Origin of the sequence: Crossiella cryophila, assembly GCF_014204915.1 — a bacterium.
GTDB classification, from domain to species: Bacteria; Actinomycetota; Actinomycetes; order Mycobacteriales; family Pseudonocardiaceae; genus Crossiella; species Crossiella cryophila.
In genome coordinates this window covers 3,991,729-4,013,035 of record NZ_JACHMH010000001.1, presented here as the reverse complement: position 1 = coordinate 4,013,035, position 21,307 = coordinate 3,991,729, and the positions used below count along the sequence as shown (strand labels likewise).

The following is a 21,307-nucleotide window of genomic DNA, read 5'->3' as shown; positions in this document are numbered from 1 at the left end:
CGGCTACGGCAAGCCGGTCGGGCCCAGTTTCTCGGCGGCCAGGGCGTGTTCGGCGACCTGGCAGGCGTTGGGCACGTCGCCGGCGTAGGCGGCCAGGCGGGCCAGCATCCCGCGCAGCACCTCGCGCTCGGACTCATCGAGGGGGGTGAGCACGGTGTCCTCGACCGCGCTGAGCCTGCGTTCCAGCCTGCACAGCTCGGCCTGGCCGGTCTCGGTGATCACGATCTGCCGGGAGCGGCGGTCGGCCGGATCGGGGCGGCGCTCGACGAAGCCGGCGCGTTCCAGGTCGTCGAGCAGGTAGGTCATCACGGTGCGGTCCACGCCGAGCTGCTGGGCCAGCGCGATCTGGCTGGGCGCCTCGCCGCGGGCGGCGGCGGAGAGCACCTGGTAGCCGCGCGGGCCGCCGGGCAGGTCGTCCACGGCGCGATCGGCTGCCTTGAAGTACCCCCGCACGACCGCGCCCAGCGCCAGCCCGAAGTCGAACTGCGCAGGTCGTCGCTGGTGCTGGTCCACCTACTCAGCATAGTCCGCCGCTGTGGCCCGAAATACGTTCTGTTGACAAGATAGTCTGTTGAGCAGAACATCTTGTCGACAGCTGTTCTGGAGAGCAGCGCTTCTTGTGGAGGGAAGACGATGACTCTGCTGCGCGTGGACACGAGCATCAGGACCGAGGGCTCGGTCAGCCGGGCACTGGGCGACACCTTCGAGCAGAGCTGGCTGACCGCCCGTCCCGGCACCCCGGTCCGCCGCCGGGACGTGGGCCGACACCCGCTGCCCGCCGACGTCTGGCCGCGGTCGGTGTCCACGGTCTGGACCCCGGCCGAGGAGTGGACCGAGGAGCAGCGCGCGGCGGCGGGGCTGGCCACCGAACTGGCCGATGAGCTGCTCGGCGCGGACGGCCTGCTGCTGACCGCCCCGCTGTACAACTTCGGCGTGCCGACCCAGGCCAAGGCGTGGATCGACCTGCTGCTGACCGAACCGCGGCTGTCCCCCGCGAAGGGTCAGCAGCCGCTCAAGGGCAGGCCGGCGGCGCTGATCGTGACCCGCGGCGGTGGCTACGGGCCGGGCACCCCGCGCGAGGGCTGGGACCACGGCACGCCGTGGCTGCACCGGATCCTCAACGACGTCTTGGCGATGGACGTGCGTGTGGTCGACGCCGAACTGACCCTGGCCGACGTCAATCCCGCAATGGCCGAGCTGCGCGAACTGGCCGCGCAGTCCCGGGAACAGGCGCACACGCTGGCCGGGAAGGTCGCCCCGGAACTGGCCGGGATCGTCGCCGCCTGACCCGGCGATGGGCCGCGGGTCGGGGCGAGGCCGGTCATCGGGGTGTCCAGCGCCGAACACCCCGATGCGGTGCCACCGATCCCCGCACCAGGCCCCGGCGGTGACCAGGCAGAATTCCGGCCATGACCGCCCTGCCCGAGCAGCTCCAGTCCGCATTGGACACTGCCCTGCGCCGCTTCCCGCAACAGGAACTGGCCCGCGCGGTCACCCGCCTGATCACCCGCTACCGCCAGGGCGAGGCCGCCACCACCCCCATCCTGGTCACCCCGGTCGACGCCGCCGCCTACGCCGGCTACCGGATGCCCGGCACCTACGCCGCCGTCCGCTCCGCCCTGACCGAGATCGCCCGCCAACTCCCGGACTTCGCCCCCCGCAGCCTGATCGACGTCGGCGGCGGAACCGGCACGGCGGTGTGGGCGGCGACGGAGACCTGGCCGTCACTGGCGGAGTTGACGGTGGTGGAGCAGGCGCCGGAGGTCGTCGCGCTGGGGCGGCGGTTGATGGCGGAGTCGCCGCGGCTGCGGGGGACGGCGTGGCAGCGGGGGCGGATCGACCCGGCGGCGGAGGCACCGCGGGCGGATGTGGTGACGCTGTCCTATGTGCTGGGCGAGTTGCCGGAAGCTGTGCGGGCGGCGACGGTGCGGTGGCTGGGTCAGTCGGCGGGGTTGCTGGTGTTGATCGAGCCGGGGACGCCCGCGGGGTATGAGCGGATTTTGCGGGCGCGGGATGAGTTGATCGGGGCGGGGCGGGATGTGGTGGCGCCTTGTCCGCATCAGCGGGCTTGTCCGATTCCGGCTGGGGAGGATTGGTGCCATTTTTCGGCTCGGTTGCCGCGGGTTGGGGCGCATCGGGTGATCAAGGAGGGGTCGCTCAACTTCGAGGATGAGAAGTTCTCGTATGTGGCGGTGGTTGGGGCGGGGGTGGCTGGGGTTGGCGGGGGCGAGGCCGGGGGCGTGGGGGCTGGGGGGCGGGAAGCCGCGGGCGGGGTTGTGAGTGGGGGCGCGGGGGCTGGTGGGGCTGGGGTTGTGGTGGGGCGGGCGGCTAATCGGGTGTTGCGGCATCCGGTGAAGCGGAAGGGGTTGGTGGCGTTGCGGTTGTGCACGGGGGCGGATGGGTTGGCTGAGGTGACCGTGACGAAGCGGCATGGGGTGGATTACCGGGCGGCGCGGGATGTCGAGTGGGGGGAGGAGTGGGCGCCGAGCATGCCGGATCGCGACTGACCGCTGGCCGGGCGCTAGGTGCCGGGTGCGAGATCTGAACACTGGGCGCTCGACGCTGGGTCTGAGCGCTGGGTACCTGGGGGCGCGGTCTGCGGGGTGCGGCTGGTGGGTCGGACGTGTTGAGCGGTGTCCGGGGAGGGCTGACCGACCTCGCGGGGGACTGTCTGAGGAAGACTGAGCGCTCTGTTCGCCGGGGCTAGGCTACGTTCGCTGCGGAGTTAATCTTCATGGATCTACCTCGGCAGCGGCTCCACGAGGACCAACAGGACGACAGAATTAGAATCTACGGCCTCTTGCCACCGGCCACGGTGACTGATCAGCATTCTCCGACCCGTTCTCCAGGACAGATTCCAACGTAGCCAGCCTGGCGAAGGCATCCGCGGTTCAGCAGGTTCAGTCGTGATGACCAGACAAATCTGACCCCATCATCGCAACGAATGCGTTCTGATAGAGGTCCGATCGCCTTCTCTCGGCGTTCAGGAACTCCTCTCGGCATGGAATTTCCGCCCTCCGGCACAGCTCGTAGGCCACTCGGCGGGCGTGGCCCGCCCCGGAGTGAGGTTTCCTAGATCAGGGCCCGTGGAACTTTCTTGCTGAGAAGCCTCGACGATCATGTCAATCCGCAGCAGCCATGATCGTCGGCGAGGCGCGGAAATCTCGACCGTCGCTCAACACTGCCACATGGCAGCGATCAGGCGACACGTAAGGGTAATGTGGATTTGGGCATGGCGTTATCCCTTCTCGCGTTTCCCGAAGTAGCAGCGCAGGAAAGGTCTGTTGGTGACTTTGATGGCCGACAGAGCAGCTGTACAGAGGAGGCACTGCGCAGCCCGTGGTGGCGTCGCTCGGGGCGCAACTTGCGGATCAGGTGGGCGAGCAGCGGAGCGGTGAACGCTTGCCCGGGCAGGACGAGGGTCGACTCGCGTGCGGCCGCAGAGGTCTTGGCTGCCGCGGTGAGATGCCGCCTTCGGGTCAGGCATCACGCTCACGCAGGTGCTCGACCACCTCGTCTTGTCTGGCCCGGCGGATGCCACCAACGCCTGGACGCTGAACAGCAGGATGAGCGGGAAGTGGGTGGAGCAGACGAGGGCCCACTCCATCACAGCAGTGATCGAGTCAAGCAGTTCACGGAGTTGGTTGACCTCACTTGCCCAGTTCGTTGCCGGGTCCCTACTGCGGGCGGCGAGCGCCCGCAGGCACCGCCATGGTCAGTCGTGATGCGCACAGATCTCAACCACCAAGCCGGCGTTCCAGACGGCGGGGTGGCCGCTCCTTCGCGGACCGCCCAACGACGAGTCGTGATCAGCCGCACCCCGCCGCCCTGAACATTCCCAACCCTATGGAGGGCGTGATGGACAACAACGCGATGTCGGGTGTGACTGGCAATGTCGTGCAGGCGGCGACGATCGTGGGAGGTGTCCACATCCACGCCACTGACGAGGCGAGATCCGTGCCCCGACAGTTACCTGCGCTGGCGCGTGGGTTCACCGGGCGCGAGCCGCTGCTCGCCACCATCGACGAGGCGATGGGCAATACCCCGCCCGATACCGTGCCGGTAGTGGTGTTGTCGGGCATGGGCGGAGTGGGGAAGACCGCCCTCGCGGTCTCATGGGCGTCAGCGGCCGCTGAGCGCTTTCCCGGCGGCCAGTTGTACGTGGACCTGCGGGGGTATGGACCAGACGAGCCGTTGCCACCAGGTGAGGTGCTGGGTGGTTTCCTGAGGGCGCTTGGTATGGCCCCGGAATGGATGCCAACAGACACGGGGCAGCGCGCATCCACCTTTCGATCACTGGTGGCCGGGCGGCAGGTGCTCGTCCTGCTCGACAACGCGCGGGACGCCGAGCAGGTTCGTCCCCTGCTGCCGGGCCCGGGGTCAAGCGTCATCGTGACGAGCCGCAGCCCATTGACCGGCCTGGTGGTGACACAGGGGGCCACACCTGTACCCGTAGACGTACTCGGCACCGAGGAGGCACTCGCTCTGCTACGCACCCTCCTGGGTCCACAGGGCGAGGAGGAGCCTCACACCGTCGCCACGTTGGCGCGGCACTGCACGCATCTGCCACTGGCCCTGCGCGTCGTCGCTGGCCTCGTGCGGTCCGTCCCGGCACGACCACTCGCCGAGGTGGCGGCGACGCTGATCGACGAGCACCGGCGACTCGACTCGCTGGATGTCGGTGATCCACGCACAGCAGTACGCACGGTGTTCTCGTGGTCCTATCACCGGCTTCCAGCGCACCAGGCGAGGATGTTCCGCCTGCTGGGCCGGGTTCCCGGGGCGACCGCGCCGAAGCAGGCGCTCGCCGCGTTGGCCGGTGTCTCCCTGGCGGTGGCCGATCGCCTGTTGGAGGCGCTCGCCGAGGCACAACTGGTGACAGCGACCGCGAACCACCGGATAGGCATGCACGACCTCCTCCGCCTATACGCGTCGGAACTCGTGGAGCGAGACGACGGGGACGAGCGGTTCGAGGCCACCACACGCTTGTTCGACCACTATCTGCATGGTACGGACCAGGCCGACCGGTTGTTGACGCCCAACCGGTTCCGCATCCCCCTGGAGGGACTGCCCCGCGAAGTACCGTCCTTCCCCGACCAGGACGCGGCGCTGGCTTGGATGGTTGCTGAGCAGGAGGTCCTCACCGGGTTGCTCCAACTCGAGGACTACCGCTTGGACGTTCGGAGCTGGCAGCTGGCGTACACGATGCGCGGCTACTTCTTCCTCACCAAGGACTGGGATGCCTGGATCCGCACGCACGAACTCGCCCTCACCGCAACTGTGCGCCTGAAGGACCGGAAGGCCGAGGCATCAACGCGTAACAACCTCAGCATGGCGTTGCTGGAACGGGGATCGGTGGAGGCTGCTGAACGCCACTGCTGGGCCGCACTGCAAATCTTCGACGACTTGGGCGACCTGCGCGGCGCAGGCAACGCCCTGGGTAACTGCGCGTGGGTCCTGCACAGGAGAGGGGACCACGAAGGTGCGCTGGAGCAGGTGACCCGGGCGCTGGGGAACTACCACCGCTGTGGCGCACGCACGAACGCCGGGATCACCTTGCGCAGCATAGCGATCTTCGAGACGGCATTGGGCAGGTACGAGATCGCGATCCGTCACATCCACGAGGCGATGGCGATATTTGAGGAGCGCTCGTCGTTGCTAAACATGGCGATGGCGCTCAACTGCCTGGGCGAGACACACCACCAGTCCGGCGACCTGCGAGCGGCCGACCAGGCGCACGAGGAGGCGATCACCCTGGCGCGCGCGCAGGGCAGCGCGTTCGAGGAGGCCCGCGCCCATCACGGCCGGGCGCGGGTCGCCGTGCTGTTCGGCGACCACGAACAGGCCGTGACCGAGTTCGAGGCCGCGTTGGAGCTGTTCACCCGGTTGTCCGCGTTCGAGGGGGAGGAAGTGGCGGCGGAACTGACCAGGCTGCGCCCCTGACGGATTCCGGTCAGTCGCCAGCCCGTACACGTGCTTCCCCGACCATTCTCTGATCCAGGGGCGGGTGCAATTCGTCGGCTCGCGTCCACTCCGCCTGTGCCTCGGCGGAACGCCCCGCGGCGGCGTGGACGTTGCCAAGCCCGATGAGCGCGCGGGCGTGTTCGTATGGGCTGCCGCAGTCGCTGGCCGACGCCGCGGCCAGCCGGTACCGCTCGGCGGCGAGTTCGTGCTGATCCGCTCTGAAGTGTGCCCACGCTGAGCTGTTGAGCGACATGGTCATGTCCAGGGGGAGGTCCAGCTCCCGGAACCGGTCGTACGATTCGTCCGCGTGTGCGACGGCGTCGTCGTGCCGGCCGAGTTCCACCTCCGCCAGGGAGACCCCGCGCAACGCGATCGCCGCGTTGCGTTTGTTCCCAAGGCGCCGGTACGCGGCCCCGGCGGTCCACAGCTCATGCCACGCGCGCTCGTGGTCGCCCAGATACAACGCTGCCCAGGCCATGTTTGAGGCGGCGTTGATCAGACCGTGCTCGTCCCCGGCCTCGCGGAAGAGGTCCGACGCCTCCTCGTAGTGGCCGGTCGCCTGCTCCAACTCACCGCGGTCGGCGTACGCGATGCCCAGGTTGTTCAACGTCAGAGCCAAGGCACGGTTGTCACCTGCCACACGGGCTGCCGCAGCAGCCGTGCGGTGAGTTCCGATCCACTGGTCCCACAGCTTCGACTGGAAGAAGTAGTCGCGCAGCAGAAAAGCGAGCTGCCAGCAGTGGCGGTGGAGCCGTTGGGTGGCGGCCAACCCGCACAGGCCGACCAGGGTGGGCCAGCGCCGGTCGAACCAGGCCAGAGCGCTCTCACGGTCCGGCAACGCCGTGGAGGACACCGGCAGATCCGGAAGGTCGAGCTGCACCCGGTAGCGGTGCGGCGCAAGGAATTCGTCACTCGTCCTGGTGAGCTGCAGGTTGTGGTCGAGCAGCCGGCGAACCGCCGCGCCCTGCTCCTCGACCTCAGGGAGGGCGCGCGCGAAGTCGCGGATGAGGTCGTGCAGGATCACGTGACCATCCGCCGTGTGGGTCACGAGGTGCGTGTCGCCAATGCGGTCGGCCAGAACGGTGGCCTGTTCGAGGTCGACATCGGCGAGCGCCGCGATGTCGTCGGTCTCGATGACGCGTCCCGGATGCAGGGCCAGCAGTCTGAAGACCCGGGCCTGGTCCAGCGGGAGTTCCCGGTATGACAGGGCGAACGCGGCCGCGACACTGCGCTCCCCGTCGTCGAGGACGCCCAGTCTGGAGGTCTCCTCCGCCAGGCGCCGCTCGAAGTCCTGCAACGACGCGTTGGCGCCCGTACGCAACCGAGACCCCGCGATGCGGATCGCGAGGGGCAGCCGGCCGCACAGCTGCACAACTCGGGCGACCAACTCATCAGGTGCGGCGCTGACGCGATCCCCAGCGATCGCACGGAACAGCGTCACGGCTTCGGCATGGGGCAGCACGTCGACGTTGACGCGAACCGCGTCATCGAGCGCATTGAGCTTGTTGCGACTGGTGATCATCAGACTGCACCTCGGTTCCGCAGGTATGAGTGGGGCAACTTGAGCGGTACCTGCCGCGTTGTCCAGCACCACCAGGAGCCTCTTGCCGCGCAGTCGGCTGCGGTAGAGGTTCGCCCGGGCGTCAAACTGCGGCGGGATCTGCTCGCCGGGCACGCCGAGCAATCGGAGCAGCAGGTCGAGGATGTCGTGTGCGGTGGCTTGCGCGCCGGCCAGCGCCTGGCCATCCAAGTCGAGGAAGAGGCAGCCGTCAGGGAAGAGGTCAGCCACGTCCCAGGCGCTGCGCAACGCCAGCGCGGTCTTCCCCACGCCAGCCATGCCGCTCAACACGCACACGCCCTCCGTGCTCATGTCACGGAGAACCGCGACGATGGCTTTCCGTTCCCGTTCGCGACCGGTGAAGTGCCGGGTCACCGGCGGCAGGCCGGTCACGGCTGCTGTGCGGGTACCGGCTCGCCGGTGCGGTCTGTCGCGCATGAGGGCCAGCAGCGCCCCGTTCGCTTCCAAGGCGATGTCGCACTTCTGGGCGAATTCCCGGTTGCCTGCAGCACAGCCGGTTTCCACCTTGCTGAGGTGGCTCTTGCTGTAGTGGATCAGTTTGGCGAAGGCCCCCAGGGAAAACCCTGCGCGTTCACGTCGCCTGCGCAGTTCGCCACCGAACTCATGCTTGTGCGAGTCCATGCCCGGATCATGCCCGTTCCGGGACGGCCACGGGCTCAGACCCACGACTCACGAGGCCGACAGGGGCGCCACCCGCCGAACCTGGCACCAGCTCAGCCGACCATGACGAACAGGTACTGCGCGATGACGAACACGACGTGGGTGTGCATCTCCGTCCACCTCCTCCCCTCAGGACACCACCCCGCAGCTCGGGAAGAAGTCGGGAGCACCCCACACGAGCGTTCGTCTCCCATTTTCTTCCAGACACCACACCAGGTGGTTTTCCTTCACATTCCCTCTGTCTTCCGCAAGAACACGATCTCGCGATTCCCAGCACGGCGGCAACGGGTTTCCGTTTCCTCGCTCGACAGGAAACGGTCGTGGATGCCAAGCGAACTGCGGCTAGAATCGCATCCACAGGAGGAGCTACTGCATGGTCGAGAACGAGGCGAGCCAGCTCGTCGATGAACTCAAACTTCTGAGACGACGGCGCGCGTTGGACTCATCGAACCTGGCGGATGTCACCGGCCCGCTGCTGCGGAGAACCCTGGGGTTGGCCGTCGACGGCAAACCGCTCCAGCTAAGGGAAGCTCTGCGGCACGAACTCACGGACGTGGCCAGGCACCTGCCCGATGAGCAACGTCAAGCGGTGTTGATGGCCTACGGGCTCACTGACGAGAGTGCGGCCACGGCCAACTTCACCCAAAGGTTGGAACTCGTCGCCAACCTGATCGACCGAGATCCGAAAACCGCGAAGAGGCACATCGACAAGGCGCTGGAGGCGTTGGCGAAGCTGATGCTCGTGGCGCGCCGCGAACGGCGGCGGCCCGGAGCGCCCTGGCGCACGACGTCGCTACACACCTCCGTAGTGCTCGACCAGGGACTTCCCCAGGTGTATGAGAGGCGGCGCTTCGTCGTCTCAGCCGAGGAGGTCGACGAAGTCGAACTCGAGGTGTCCGTGCCCCTGCCGCCAGGTTGGGCCGGAGGAATCCCACCCGACAGCACCGGCATCGAGGTCCTCCACGGTGGCACACTCCAGGTGCGGCAGCGGCGGTCCAGCGCGAGGCTGGGTTACGTGTTGCGGTTGCCACACAAGCTGCCCCGTCACGCGGAGCACGAATTCTTCCTGCAATTCCACTTCACTGAACAGCGCTTGATGCGGCCGTTCTACGTGTGCACGCCGACCTTTCCGTGCGAGCTGTTCGAGCTGCACGTCAAGTTCGATCCCGAGCGCGTGCCCGACCGGATCTGGCGGATCACCGATCTTCCTCCATCCGAAGTAGAAGACGAGTTCGCGCCGCGCGAACTCGTCAAGGCCGACCCCTGCGGCGAGGTCCACTTCACGTTCACCGACCTGACGCCCAACCGGTCGTTCGGCGTTGTGTGGGGAGAGGAGTTCCTCGCCGAGAGCGAAGCCACCCCGGGCGCCCGGCGGGCACCGTGAGAAGTACGGGCGCCCGGCGGACGGCCAAGCGGCCAGCATCCCGAGCCAGCAGGGGCATTCAGGCACCAGCAACCCGGTTCCGGCTGTTGGTGCCGCCCGTGTGCTGGGTGCCCTTGCAAGTTGAGTGTCAGTCTTCGGGTAGGTCCACCAGATCGTCGAGGGTGGGTTGGTTCGCCTCCGCCACGGCCGCTTCAGCCGCTGCACGCAGGGCGGTGGCCAGGTCCTCGTCGCCATCCGCGCAGTCGAGCAGCTGCTCAGTGCCAGCCGTGGCAATGGCCTCGGGAACGCTGAGCCCTGCTTGGGCCAGGCTCAGGTAGACCTCGCGTTCGACACGGCGGCCCACGTGCCTGGCGATGTGCGCCAGCCCTTTGCCGATCCCCTCCGAGAGCCGACACGGAAGGGTCTCGGCGAGGTCACCGAGATCGGTTTCCGGGTGCAGGTGGCGAGCGATGTCGACGACCGCCCGGATGACGTCGGCGGTCCGTTGCGCCGCCTGCGCGATGGGCCCCGGATCGCGGACGCCTGCCTGCGATTGCAGGTGGAGGGTCAGCGCGGTCTCGATCTTGGAGATGGGCTGGCCTGCAGACCACATCTGGCAGGCCAGGGCACGGCGTGCCCGCCCGTTCCCGGCCCTGTCCCGGCTGCGGGGTCCCAGCAGGGCAGCCGCCACAGCGGGCGCGGCCCCTTGCCGAGGCAGTTGCCGGGCGAAATCGTCGTACTCGCGTTGCCACTTCGCGGATGGCTTCGTGAAGCGGACTTCATCGACCTCGGTGACCAGTTGTGCCGCGCCGATCAGGGTCATCCTGGTCAACTCGACGTCCGTCACCGCCCCCAGCGTGGCCACGAGTACGCGAGCCGACTCGATGCGCAGGCCGCTGCGGACCACGACCTCGCCGAGCGTGGTGAGCTGGTAGCCGTGCTCCGAAATGGCCAGGAAACCGCCCTCATGGAGCGAGCCGACCACTGCCCGCACCTCGTCGGGTGGAAAGGGGTCGTCGGCACGGGCGGTGCTGCTCTGGAAGGAGGCGAAGGTCCATGCCAGGAAGTCGGCGACCCCGGCCGCGTCGGCTCCACCAGGCTCGTCGGCGAGGCACTTCAGCACGTTGAGGGCGAGGTTAGCCAGGTCGAGACCGGGTGACAACAGCGCGGAGCGAGCCTGCTCAGGCTCGGCATTCACGTAGTCGCGCCAGATCCGCTGGGTCTCGAGGCCGCCGTTGGTCACGACGATCGTCCGCCCCGGCACGTCCTGGCCGAGGTTCCGCCCAGCCCGGCCCGCCATGTTCTTGTACTCCGAGGAGGTGTAGGACCTCCCCGGTCGTCCTGGGTGTTCCAGTTCGCAGATCACGACCGAATCCGCTGAGAGGTTCACCCCCTGGGCGAGGGTAGTGGTGGCCACAACCACCCGGATTTCACCTGCGGGCTCGCGAAAACCCCGCACCACTGCCTGCTGCTCGGATTCGCGGAGATCGGTGTTGTGGAAGGCCACACCGCTGCCGAGGCAGTCGCGCAGCACTTCTGCCACCCGGGAGACATCACCCCGGGGCAGGGTGCTGAGCACGGAACTGGCGGCGGGCAGACCCAAGCGGTCGGCGAGCCGCCGGGCGAAGGCTCGGGCACCGGCACGGTTGGCGCGGAACACCAGGACCCGGTTCCCCTGCGCCACGAGTTCACCGACCAGCCGTTCCGCGAGGTCGTCCCCGGCAACCAGCCCAGAGGTGGTGAGTATCTGCTGTTCGGCCTTCGCCACCGGCGCGAGCCCACCTCCGTGGCGTCGGTACCGGTAGGTCCCGTCCGGGCCGAGAACACCTTCGCACAGCGGGACAGCGCGGTCGGGGAACTGCACCAGTGCCGCGCTGAACCAGGCGGCCAACTCCTCTGGATCGCCGAGCACGGCTGAGAGCCCGACGAGCTGTGGCGTGGGCAGGTGCCGCTTGACGGCACGGCGCAGCCGGGTGAACAACAGCTCCAGCCGGGGCCCCCGGTCCGGCAACAACAGGGACTGGATCTCGTCGACGACCATCACACCTATCCCGTCCAGCAGACGGGCGTGTCCAGCGAGGAGACCGATGAAGGTCTCGTACGTCACCACCGCGACCTGGTAGGCGCCGGTAATCAGGTCGCTCACCTGATCGCGCACCCCGCCGGTCGCCCGCAGGACCTGGACTCCGAGCGGGCCGTACGTGTCCTGGAACCGCTCGTACTGCTCGTTGACCAAGGTGCGGCTCGGCAACAGGAAGACTGCCTTGCGGTTGTGCGCCACCGCGTGCAGCGCGGCGATCTCACCGACGAGGGTCTTCCCGCTCGCGGTCGGCGCGCTGACCAAGACGTTCTCTCCACGCAGGAGACCGCCGTGGTTGATGGCGGCGACCTGCACGTCGTTGAGCTTCCCGAACCGCTCTCGCCATAGCTCCACCACTGACGACGGGATGCCGTGGGGCACGAGGGACTTCAGGTCCTTGTTGGCGAGCGGCGGCTGGGTGTGGCCACCGATCGCCGTGTACCGCTTGCCTGGCACCAGCGGCGGGAAGCGGGTCAGCCGCATCGTCCCCTCGAAGGTGGGGCGCTGTCTGCGGCGTCTGGACCCGGTCTCCTCGGCGCTGACCCGGTCCAGCAGCTGCGCCACCAACGACGACAGGCGCACCATGCCCCGGCCGTCGAGGACGCCACCAGCTCCCATCAACCCCTGGAGGAGGTGGTGGGTCAGCACGCCGTGCTGGTAGCGGGTCGATTCGAATGCCTCCTCGTCCGATGAGGCCGCGCCGAGGAAGATCCGGCCGTCGCCGCTGATCGAGCGCAGCACGTCCCACGCACCCACCTCGTCGGACCTGGCCGCGGCACCGTCATCGGGCTCGAAGAACGCCCGGGCCAGCATGCCGCCGGAGAAACAGCTGTCGAGCACGACGACCAACAACCGAGCCCGGATCTCGCGGACCCGGTCGACGAATTCAGTCAGCGGCAGCGCCGTCTCGGCGAACCGCCCAGGGGTCGCGTCGTACGTCGCCAGCTCCCGTGATCGCGTCCCGTGCCCGGAGAAGGTGACGACGACGATGTCGCCGTCACCGCTGACCTCGGCGAGGCGGGTCAGTTCGGCGGTCACCCCGGTTCTGGTGGCCTCCTCGTCCGGGAGGAGGACGCAGTCACCGCCGGTATTGTCGGAGAACAACGCATGCAGCACCCGGGCGTCGCGTCCGGCGAACTTCAGGCGGCGGAAGGCGGGGTCGCGGTAGTTGTCGATCCCGATGAAGAGCCCGTGGAAGGCACTGCTCACCGCTGGTGCCACCCCCGCCACGGCGGAGTCGAGCGGATCGCCTTGAGTAGGTACTCGACCTCGTCCTCGATGAGCGCCTCGACCAGGTAATGGTCCATGGTGACTGGACTCAGGAACATCGGGATGTCGTCGACCGAGCAACCCGGCAGAACGACGGGAAGGACGTGGCTCGCCCACTTCGCGTCCTTCTGCAGCAAGTTCCTGATCACACCGAGTTCGCTGCGGATACCGGCGCGACCTGCGCCCCGGTAGGTTCCCTCGCCGACAGCCCGGCACGTCGGCGACGCTATGACGGCAACGAAATCCGCTGACCGGATCTCGTGGAGGGCCCAATGCCCCCAATCTATGCGGGCCCCCTCCTGATACCTGTCGATTACCGGTTCCACACCGCTCTTGCGCAGCAGGTCGGCGAAGTCCCGGACCTTCCTCTTGTGCACCTCGTCCTCGTGCGCGTAACAGATGAAGACTCGCGGCGACACGTCGGGACGCCCGACTCCCGGGCCAGCCGGCTCCTCGGCCTCGACCACGGATGCCCGGGCGATTCTCGTGAGCGATACGGCGAACTCCGTTGACTTCGGGAGCTGGCGGAAGTCATCCCCGTCGGCGAGTTCCGGGTCGAAGCGCGCGGTCAGCCGGAATTTCTGCTCAGTAGCCCCAGCGGGCGCAAGCAGCACGACCCACGACGAGTAGGTACCAGGTCGGACTCCGGCCTCGTCCGGCATGACGTGCAGCCACCGGATCGAGTCGCCGGAGGCGCCGTAGGCGTGCACCGCGCCCTCGGTTGGCGGGATGTGGACCAGGGCGGCGCTGTGCTCGACCGGGATGAACTCAAGCTTGTGACTGAGTGCGTAAGAGGCGGCCGGCTGACGCTCGGCGGCACCGCGCGGCACCGCGGCGACGATCGTGGAGTCGCTGTCCACCAACGCGAAGCCGACCTCGAACCAGCGCACGACCGGAGCCCCAGGGTCGACGCGCAGATCGTAGTTGATCTTTACCAGGTAGGCGGCACGATCGACGAAGTCCGCGCCTGCCCCGGCCACTGGGTGCACCTGCCAGCGACCGAGGTGCACGGCGCCGAACGCCACCTCCTCCGGGCCAGCGTCAATCCGGCGCCCACTGTTGTCCACAAGCGTCAACGGGACGCCGATGTCACCTTCCGGCTGCATACCCGCTCCTTCCCGATCAGTTCGATGTCGGCGACAGATTAGGCACACGATTCGCAGGGTTCGGCACATGAATCGCAATGTCCACAAAATGTCCTGAAATTGTCCAGCGACCGGACTTCGGGAAGTTTTGCAAGAGAATCCAACCTGTGGTTTGCTTCCAGTCGCAGATTCCAAGCGGCCAGCTCCCCACTCCGCCGATCACTGGAATTCATTTTCTTCACTCGCCGACATCGTTCATGGACGACATCCAGGAGAGGTTGTATTCGTGGCGGAATTCCTGGACGGAACCGTTCCGCTGAACCGGTCCCCGGTCAACCAGCGCCGCGACCAGGCGATCACTGCCTGCTGTCTCGCAGCAGCCGTGCTCGGCGACCCCGACCTGCGCGGGGACCGCCAGGGCCGCGTGCTGATGAGCTGCCTCGGCGTGCTCGCCGCCACGCATCCCGTTGGTCGAGCACCTTCCATGTCCCACTTCCGCTCGGGGCTTCGCGGCCCCCTGGGGGACCTGCTGCCCGCCGACGTGGATACCCACGGGATCGCCGAGCTGAGGCTGCTCGACGTACGAGGCCAGTTCGCCGACGAGGCAGAGGACCTGTGCCGGGAGTTCCTGGTGCCATCCGCGGCCCTGGAGGAACACTGGCCGTGGGACCGAGTTGCCGCCGAGCAGGAGGAGCGGCGGATCTACGAGGTGCTGCGCAGACTCCCGGAGGAGGAGTACACCCGGTTGCGCGCCCATCTGGTTGAACAGCCCGTCGGCGACCTCCGGACCTTGCGGCGCGTCTGGGACGCGCTGCTACCGCAGTTCTACGAGCCGGTCGCGGAGTGGCCGTGGCGGCAGGTACACGGTTGGTTCTTCGAGTGCCCAGCCTGCGGGTGGCCGATGCGAGTGATCGGTGGCGGGCGGATCGTGGACGTCCGGTGCGAGGCTCACGCCCGCCACGGCGTGAGCTACACCTGTGAGGTCAACGCCCGTTCCGACGGCGCACCCGTCCTGCGGCCCGCAGGCAAGCGCGCCGAGCCGGTGGCCGCGAAACCAGCCACCAAGGAGTCGCTGGCGGTGTCGCGTGTGGTCTGGCGGTACGTGACCTTGCCCGGCCTGCTTGAGTGCGCGCTGCGCGATCACGCGCTCAAGTTGGGGGCGGACGTGGTGATGTGGCCGCACCGAGACCGATATGACCTCGCGATCACGCTGGGCCGGCAGGTGTGGCGGGTGGACGCCAAGGCATGGGCGTCCCCGGTCGCGCTGGGCGAGGCGTTGCGCGGCACCCCACCCGTCGCACCGGGTCTGGTCATCGTCGTCCCGAATCACCAACGTCCGAGCCTGGACCTGCTGCGGCACGTGGTCGGGGACTCCGGGTACCGGGTCATGACGGCGAAGGAGTTCACCAGCGAGCTGGCCGAGGCCGCGGCGGTGACGGCATGACCAGCCAGACGACACCCAGCGGAATCGCGATCCAGATCGCCTGCGCCCTCGCCGAGCACTTCTTCGGGTTCCCCACCCCCGACGGTCGCACGGCCGTGCCACTCGACGCGACGGCACTGGTCGCCGCGGGCAGGCTCGACCTGTGGCAGGGCTGGGCCGCTCAGCCCGAGGCGATCCGGCATCTGGTGGGGCGGTTCCTCCGGGTTCGCCCCAACGAGGTCGGGGCGCCTCGCCGATTCACCGAGGCCGCGCGCGCGCTGTGCAAGGACTCCGACTGCCCGTACGAGGCTCCCGAGGACGTCCCCGACGACGAAGTCGTGGCGGTACTGGCCCGGCACGGCCAACAGCCACTCGACCTGGTCGCGCGCCTGCTTGACGAAGCCGAGGTCAAGTACGCCCAGAGCAGGAGCCCGCTGCCCGTCGCGGGCCCAGGGCGGTGGAAGTTCGGGTGGCGCGGCGAGTCCATCGTGGACCTCCCCTCGACCGTGCGGGGTGCCGTCGTGGACCCGATCGTCCTGGACACGACCCCGGCCGCGGCGGAGGTGCTCGTCAAACCGGAAGACTTGCGGTTGCTGGCCCGCGACATCGCACAGCGCCGCGGTCACGAGCCGTGGCGGGATGATGTGCTCCGACAGCTCCTCGCCGGACTGCGCGACGACCAGGAGGTCGTGGTGCACGAACTCCTGCTGCGCGCAGGCGGGATCCGTCTGCTCAACGCCCCGACCGGGGTCGGCAAGTCCGTCCTCATCGGACTCCTCGCACTGCACTTGGCCCGGAGCGGTCTCCCGGTCACGATCGTGGTCGGCACCGTCAGCGAAGCAGTGGAACTCGCAGACAAGATCACAGCGGATCTGCTGGCGCTCGGTTCGTCCCTGCGCTGCACCGCTTTGGTCTCGCCCCGGCGTCTTGCTGAGAAGGCGGAGCAGGCGGCCGAACGCGGGCAGTGGGACAGGTTCGACGCGTTGGCCTACGGCTGCGCGCTCGCACCTTTGGTGGTCGACGGGCCGAAACCCGTGGCCCCGGACGAACCGTGCACCGGGCTGCGGGCAGCGGTTGAGCAGCCTGGGCGAGGGCGCAAACAGCAGCCCACCCCCCGCCATGCCTGCCCGCACTTGGCGGTCTGCGGCCGCCATCACGGCCTGCGGTTGGCGGCTGGTGCCGACATCATCACCACCAACCACCACAACTTCGTCCACGGCACCGTCCCGGTCCCGGTGCGGGTCGACGGCGTCGAGCTGAACCGGCTGCCGGTGCAGGAGTTCCTGCTGCGCCGGTGTGCGGTGCTGCTGGTGGACGAGGTGGACCTGTTGCAGAGCAACATGTTCGACGCCGGTGCCCGGCAGCTCCGGCTCGCGGCCAGCGGCGCCCCTGTCGATCTGCCCCTGGTCCGGTTGGACGGTGAGCGGGCCATGCTGCTCCCTGCCGAAGACCGCGCGGTCGTGCCACCGCTGACCCGCACCAGGTTCCTGGCCGACCAGTTCCTGAACTACGTTTTGGAAGGCGACCTGTGGCTGGGGGACTCGAACCCGACTGCTCCCGGTCCACGCAAGTCGGCCGCCGTCGGTGTGGATTCAGGCTGGCACCTGCCGGGTTCCCGGGACCGGATGCTGCTGAAGCACCTGTTCAAGGTTGACGACAGCCCCGAGGACGGCCCCGACGAGGCCGTGCCGGCCGAGGTCTACCACCAGTTCAACACGCTGTTCCCAGACGTTGGCGGGACCGGTGGCGCCGAGCTGCCGCGGTGGCTGCGCGCGGTCGCAAACCTGCTGGCATCGGCGGTCAGCAACGACAACGGCCAGGACCAGATCAAGGAGGTCCGGCACCGCCTACACGGAGTGCTCGCCAGGCACGTCCCGGTGGAGGAGGATCGCCGGGAGGTGGCCAACGCCCTGCTGGTGCGCACCTGGCTGGGAGCACTGCACCAGGCGCTGACCCGCCTCACCTTCGCCGTCGCCGCGCCGGGGACGGAGATGCCCGCGGCCCGCGCCCTCGCCGAGCAACTGGGAACCGTGGCTCAGCACCAGGCGATCCCGTACGGCCCTCTGGGCTATCTGCTGTTCGGGTTCCGGGTCGACCGGGTCGAAGACCCCCGACCTGGCGGGAACCTGTCTGTACAGGCCGTCGGGGGCGATCCGCACACCACCATCGCCCAACTGGGCGGCACCGTCGCGCTGGCTGCCGCCGGTGTGCAACGCGTGGTGCTGGGCCTGTCCGCCACGGCGTACTTCCCCGGTGCCGCACGCGAGCACATCCGGGCAGGCATCACCTATGCGATGACCGACGCGACCCCCGGGGCCTTCACCACCCTGCCGGGCCACGCCTTGGACGCGCAATTCCAGACCATCAGGATCGGGGGCCGCGCCGAGTCCGGGAAGGCGGCAGCGATCCTCGCGCTCGGTAAGTCGTTGTGGGAGCAACTCGACCTGCACCTGCGAGGGCTACCGGACACCGAACGGGACCGCGAGCGGTGCATGCTGGTCGGCAACTCCTACCGGCACGCCGCGCTGCTCGGGGCCGGGATCGCAGGCCAGGTCCCAGATCCAGGCTGGGTGGCGGTCGTCGTCCCCCGGCACGGTCATCCGCCTCCAGTCGTGCTGCCCGCTGAGGTCGTGCTGGTGACAGTTGACGATCTGGAGTCGTTGCCGGCTCGTCACCCACAGGTCAAGGTGTGCATCGCGCCGCTGAGCGTGGTGGCCCGAGGGCTCAACATCCTGGTACCCGGTCACCAGCGCTCAGCGTTGGCCTCGGTGTGGGTGTGCGTGCGACCGCCCACCCAAGTCACCGACTCGGCGGAGATGTTCGCCAGCGTCAACGCGCACGCACTCTGCAGGGACACCTCGAGTTCCGACCCGGTGGCGGTGTGGGCCGAGCAGCGCAAGCGGGCCTTCGCCCGGCTGTTCCATATCCTCACCAGCGACCCTCGGTTCAGCAGGCTCAGCAGGGCACTCAAGTCCGAGTCAGTCGCCGGGATGCTCGTCGACATGATCCAACTAGCGGGCCGGGCTCGGCGCGGCGGCACACCGGTACAGCTGTTCCTGGTGGATGGCGCGTTCCACGACCCGAAGTACGGCACCGACATGCCCGGCCTGCTCCGGTACTACTACGCGAACCTCACCCCTGTCGAACGGCGCGAACTGCGCCGCACCTACGGCTCGACGCTTGGGTCCTGGCTGGACTTCGCGGGCATCGGTCATGAGGAGAACCAGTGATGACTGGCGAGAAAGAACTGTCCCTGCTGGCGTACCCCCTGACCGAGGTGCTGCACGGAACGGCTCACGTCCACCGGTTGCCCGAGAACGTCGCGGAGGTGTGGGAGCGACTGCGGAGCCGCTATCGGGAACGGGTCCACCACAACGTGAACCTCCCGTACTCGGGTCTGGCCACCGCACTGCACGCCTACAGCGGTGCCTGCGTGAATCTGTTCCCCACGAGCAAGCAGCACGCGCCGCAGCGCCTGGTCTCCAGCAAACCCCTCGACCGACGCGACGTCCACGACGCAGTGGTCCTGTGGGAACAGGCCGTGCTCGGCGTGCCCGATGAGGAGATCACCTTCGGCTACCCGAGCGAGTTGGCTGAGCTGTTCGCGGACAGCACGGTTGAGCAGGTGTCGCTCGCCTCCCAGGTGCACCACGTCGGCGACCAGCCGGACGCGCCGAACTGGGTCTACGACGCCGCCACCTGGGAGGTCGCCCGCCGGCTAGCTGGTACGTCGTGGCGGATCGACGGCCGTGAGGTGTCGCTCCGCACCGACACCGACGGGAACCTGCTGGTGTGGGCCCAGGACGCCTTGTGGTCCGGTGCGTGGCGGCAGGGTGGGGAACTCCGCTACGCCGCGCTCCGGATTCGCCTGCTGATGAAGACGCTGCCGGGCGTGCGAACTCCCGTCGTCGTGCTTGACCCGTCAGTGGCCCGCCTGAGCCAATGGCTCGCCGGCACCCGCAACGCCTGGCTGGCACCTCGCCGGGACGAGGACCCGCTGCTCTGCCTCGCGATGGAAGGTCGAGGTCGCCTCGGCCGGATCGAGACGACCAGCCGCATCGCGTTGTCGGTTGCGCACCGGCTGCGCGGGGAGAACTTGCTGGAACCAGGCGACCTCGAACTCGCAGGTGTTCCCCAGCGACTGCGGGCGCTGGTACCCAAGTCCGTGCGATTCCCGATCGGTCGCGGTGTGGGCATGTACACCCTGCGCGAGCTGATCCGCCACGCCGGGGACGTGCTCGGTGTGGCGAACGTGACTGCCCGTGAGGTGAAGGGGCACCAGTTCTCCATTCAGACCAAGCGGACCGTTGAAGCCGGCCGGGACGTCAACCTGCTCGACGAGAGCGGGCTGCCCGCGATCATCAAGGCATCTGGCACCGAGCGGCTGCGCGTCCTCGTCCTCTACACCACCCAGCGCACCCGCGCCCGGGTGCAACGGCTGCTCGCCCATCACCTCCACCGCACCGACCTCACCGAGGGCGTTCCGGAAGACACCCTGGTCCAGGTCTGGGCGCACGTGGAGGTTGTGTTCCACCACGTACCCGAGCTGCTAGCCCACGGCAGGCGGTACCAGGAACGGGTCGCAGCGCTGAATCGAGTCCCGCACCTCGTCGCGCCAGACGGGACGCGGGTACTGGCGTTGTGCGAGACCGAGTACGACGGCCGCTCGCCGGACGGGGACGCGAAGCCCGCGGTCAACCGCTTGCTCGCCGAGCGCAGCGCACTGGCCCAGTTCTTGGCGACGGCACCACCGGCCAAGGAGCTGGAGGCCCCGGCGAAGGACCACGCGGGGAACAACGCGGTGGCCGACCTGCTGCGGGTCGCCGGCCTGGTCCACCCGAGGATGACCAGTGCGCTGGCCTCGGGTCGCCTCGGGCTGCAGGAGCCGATTACGTACGTCGGCCTACACGTGCGGGCCCAGCGAGGGGAGGCGTGGACCAAGGGCGCACCGAAGCTGAGCTGGTCCCTGGTCGCCATGGTTCCCGACGGTGTGCACTGGCGGGTCCTCGCCTACCAGCCCGCGCCGCATCCGAAGAGCGGCAAGGGCATCGGGTGGCACGACTACGCCACCGCGAACACCGCGTACCGCGCGCTCCCGCTGCCCGGGGGCAAGCGGCAGGACGAGGACCTACTCATGGCGATCGACACCGCTCTCGGCCAGCTACGAGCGCACGTGGCCACCGGAGTGGGTTACGTGCTGATGGTCTCCGGAGACAGCTCACGGTCCTTGTGGCCGTTGCTCGCCAACAAGAATCTCGACCTCGAACCGAACTCGGCCGGCCGGGTTGACGACCGCCCCGCGCTGCCTGGCTGGGACCCGGCCCTCGGGCACCGCCCGCGGGCGGTGGTCCGGGTAACTTCGGGGACACGCGACCTACCGCGTCCGGTCGAGGTGCGAATCCCCGATGCGGCGGCAGACAACAGCTGGCGCGTCGGCAAGACGACGCGATCCCTCTATCAGCTCGGCAGTTCCGCGAACACGTGGATCTTGGCCAACATCCCGCGCCAGTTCGCAGGCAATGGCCGGTACAGCAGGGCAGGTCTCGACGCAGGACGGTGGTCTGCCGATGAGGAGACGGGCACGCACACTTGGTATGCCCACACCAGCACCGAAATCGTGGTAGTCGGCGCGGACTCCGACTCGCAGAGCTACGCCGTTGCGGCGGCGCGGCTGTGCGACCACGCCGTGTCCTGGGACGGGCGGACCAGCTACCCCGTGCCGGTTCACCTGGCGGCGTTGATGGATCGCAACCACCCGGAGTACCGGCGCACCGTCGACTGGGACGACGAAACGGAGTACGAGGAAACCGCCGAGGCGGCACCCCGTCGGTAGCGGCTGCGAACCGCCGCAGGCCAGTTCCTGCACGAGGAGGTGTGCCTCCAC

Annotated in this window: 11 protein-coding genes; 7 read left to right on the top strand and 4 right to left on the bottom strand. The window is 68.5% G+C overall.

What is annotated here, in order from left to right:
• Positions 1 to 3: 3 nt before the first annotated feature.
• Positions 4 to 513 (bottom strand): MarR family winged helix-turn-helix transcriptional regulator, encoded by a 510-nt coding sequence (locus tag HNR67_RS17925; protein ID WP_185003399.1) that lies wholly within the window; start codon positions 511 to 513, stop codon positions 4 to 6.
• 120 nt (positions 514 to 633) lie between these two features.
• Here HNR67_RS17925 and HNR67_RS17920 point away from each other — a divergent pair, with 120 nt between their 5' ends.
• The 3 genes from HNR67_RS17920 (at position 634) to HNR67_RS17910 (ending at position 5,943) form a co-directional block, all read left to right on the top strand.
• The gene (locus HNR67_RS17920; protein WP_185003398.1) at positions 634 to 1,287 is read left to right on the top strand and encodes an FMN-dependent NADH-azoreductase; all 654 of its coding nucleotides are present in this window, start codon (positions 634 to 636) and stop codon (positions 1,285 to 1,287) included.
• A gap of 122 nt (positions 1,288 to 1,409) precedes the next feature.
• Positions 1,410 to 2,507 (top strand): small ribosomal subunit Rsm22 family protein, encoded by a 1,098-nt coding sequence (locus tag HNR67_RS17915; RefSeq protein WP_185003397.1) that lies wholly within the window; start codon positions 1,410 to 1,412, stop codon positions 2,505 to 2,507.
• Positions 2,508 to 3,858: 1,351 nt separating this feature from the next.
• The gene (locus tag HNR67_RS17910; RefSeq protein WP_185003396.1) at positions 3,859 to 5,943 is read left to right on the top strand and encodes an ATP-binding protein; all 2,085 of its coding nucleotides are present in this window, start codon (positions 3,859 to 3,861) and stop codon (positions 5,941 to 5,943) included.
• 10 nt (positions 5,944 to 5,953) lie between these two features.
• Here HNR67_RS17910 and HNR67_RS17905 read toward each other — a convergent pair whose 3' ends face one another.
• Positions 5,954 to 8,164 (bottom strand): ATP-binding protein, encoded by a 2,211-nt coding sequence (locus tag HNR67_RS17905; RefSeq protein WP_185003395.1) that lies wholly within the window; start codon positions 8,162 to 8,164, stop codon positions 5,954 to 5,956.
• Between the two features lie 412 nt (positions 8,165 to 8,576).
• Between HNR67_RS17905 and HNR67_RS17900 the strand changes: the two genes are divergently transcribed.
• Positions 8,577 to 9,587 (top strand): hypothetical protein, encoded by a 1,011-nt coding sequence (locus tag HNR67_RS17900; protein WP_185003394.1) that lies wholly within the window; start codon positions 8,577 to 8,579, stop codon positions 9,585 to 9,587.
• A gap of 127 nt (positions 9,588 to 9,714) precedes the next feature.
• Here HNR67_RS17900 and HNR67_RS17895 read toward each other — a convergent pair whose 3' ends face one another.
• On the bottom strand, positions 9,715 to 12,855 hold the full coding sequence (locus tag HNR67_RS17895; protein WP_185003393.1) for a DEAD/DEAH box helicase: 3,141 nt from the start codon (positions 12,853 to 12,855) through the stop codon (positions 9,715 to 9,717).
• On the bottom strand, positions 12,852 to 14,021 hold the full coding sequence (locus HNR67_RS17890; RefSeq protein ID WP_185003392.1) for an SEFIR domain-containing protein: 1,170 nt from the start codon (positions 14,019 to 14,021) through the stop codon (positions 12,852 to 12,854). The genes HNR67_RS17895 and HNR67_RS17890 overlap by 4 nt, the downstream gene beginning before the upstream one ends.
• A gap of 265 nt (positions 14,022 to 14,286) precedes the next feature.
• On the opposite strand from HNR67_RS17890, the gene HNR67_RS17885 reads away from it, so the two are divergent.
• The 3 genes from HNR67_RS17885 to HNR67_RS17875 are packed head-to-tail and all read left to right on the top strand — an operon-like array spanning position 14,287 to position 21,256.
• Positions 14,287 to 15,444 (top strand): restriction endonuclease-related protein, encoded by a 1,158-nt coding sequence (locus HNR67_RS17885; RefSeq protein WP_312987506.1) that lies wholly within the window; start codon positions 14,287 to 14,289, stop codon positions 15,442 to 15,444.
• Complete coding sequence (locus HNR67_RS17880) at positions 15,441 to 18,653, top strand: hypothetical protein (protein ID WP_185003391.1); 3,213 nt, start codon at positions 15,441 to 15,443, stop codon at positions 18,651 to 18,653. Before HNR67_RS17885 ends, HNR67_RS17880 begins: the two co-directional genes overlap by 4 nt.
• Entirely contained in the window at positions 18,653 to 21,256 is a 2,604-nt protein-coding gene (locus HNR67_RS17875; protein WP_221489948.1) for an RNaseH domain-containing protein, read from the top strand. Before HNR67_RS17880 ends, HNR67_RS17875 begins: the two co-directional genes overlap by 1 nt.
• Positions 21,257 to 21,307 lie beyond the last annotated feature (51 nt).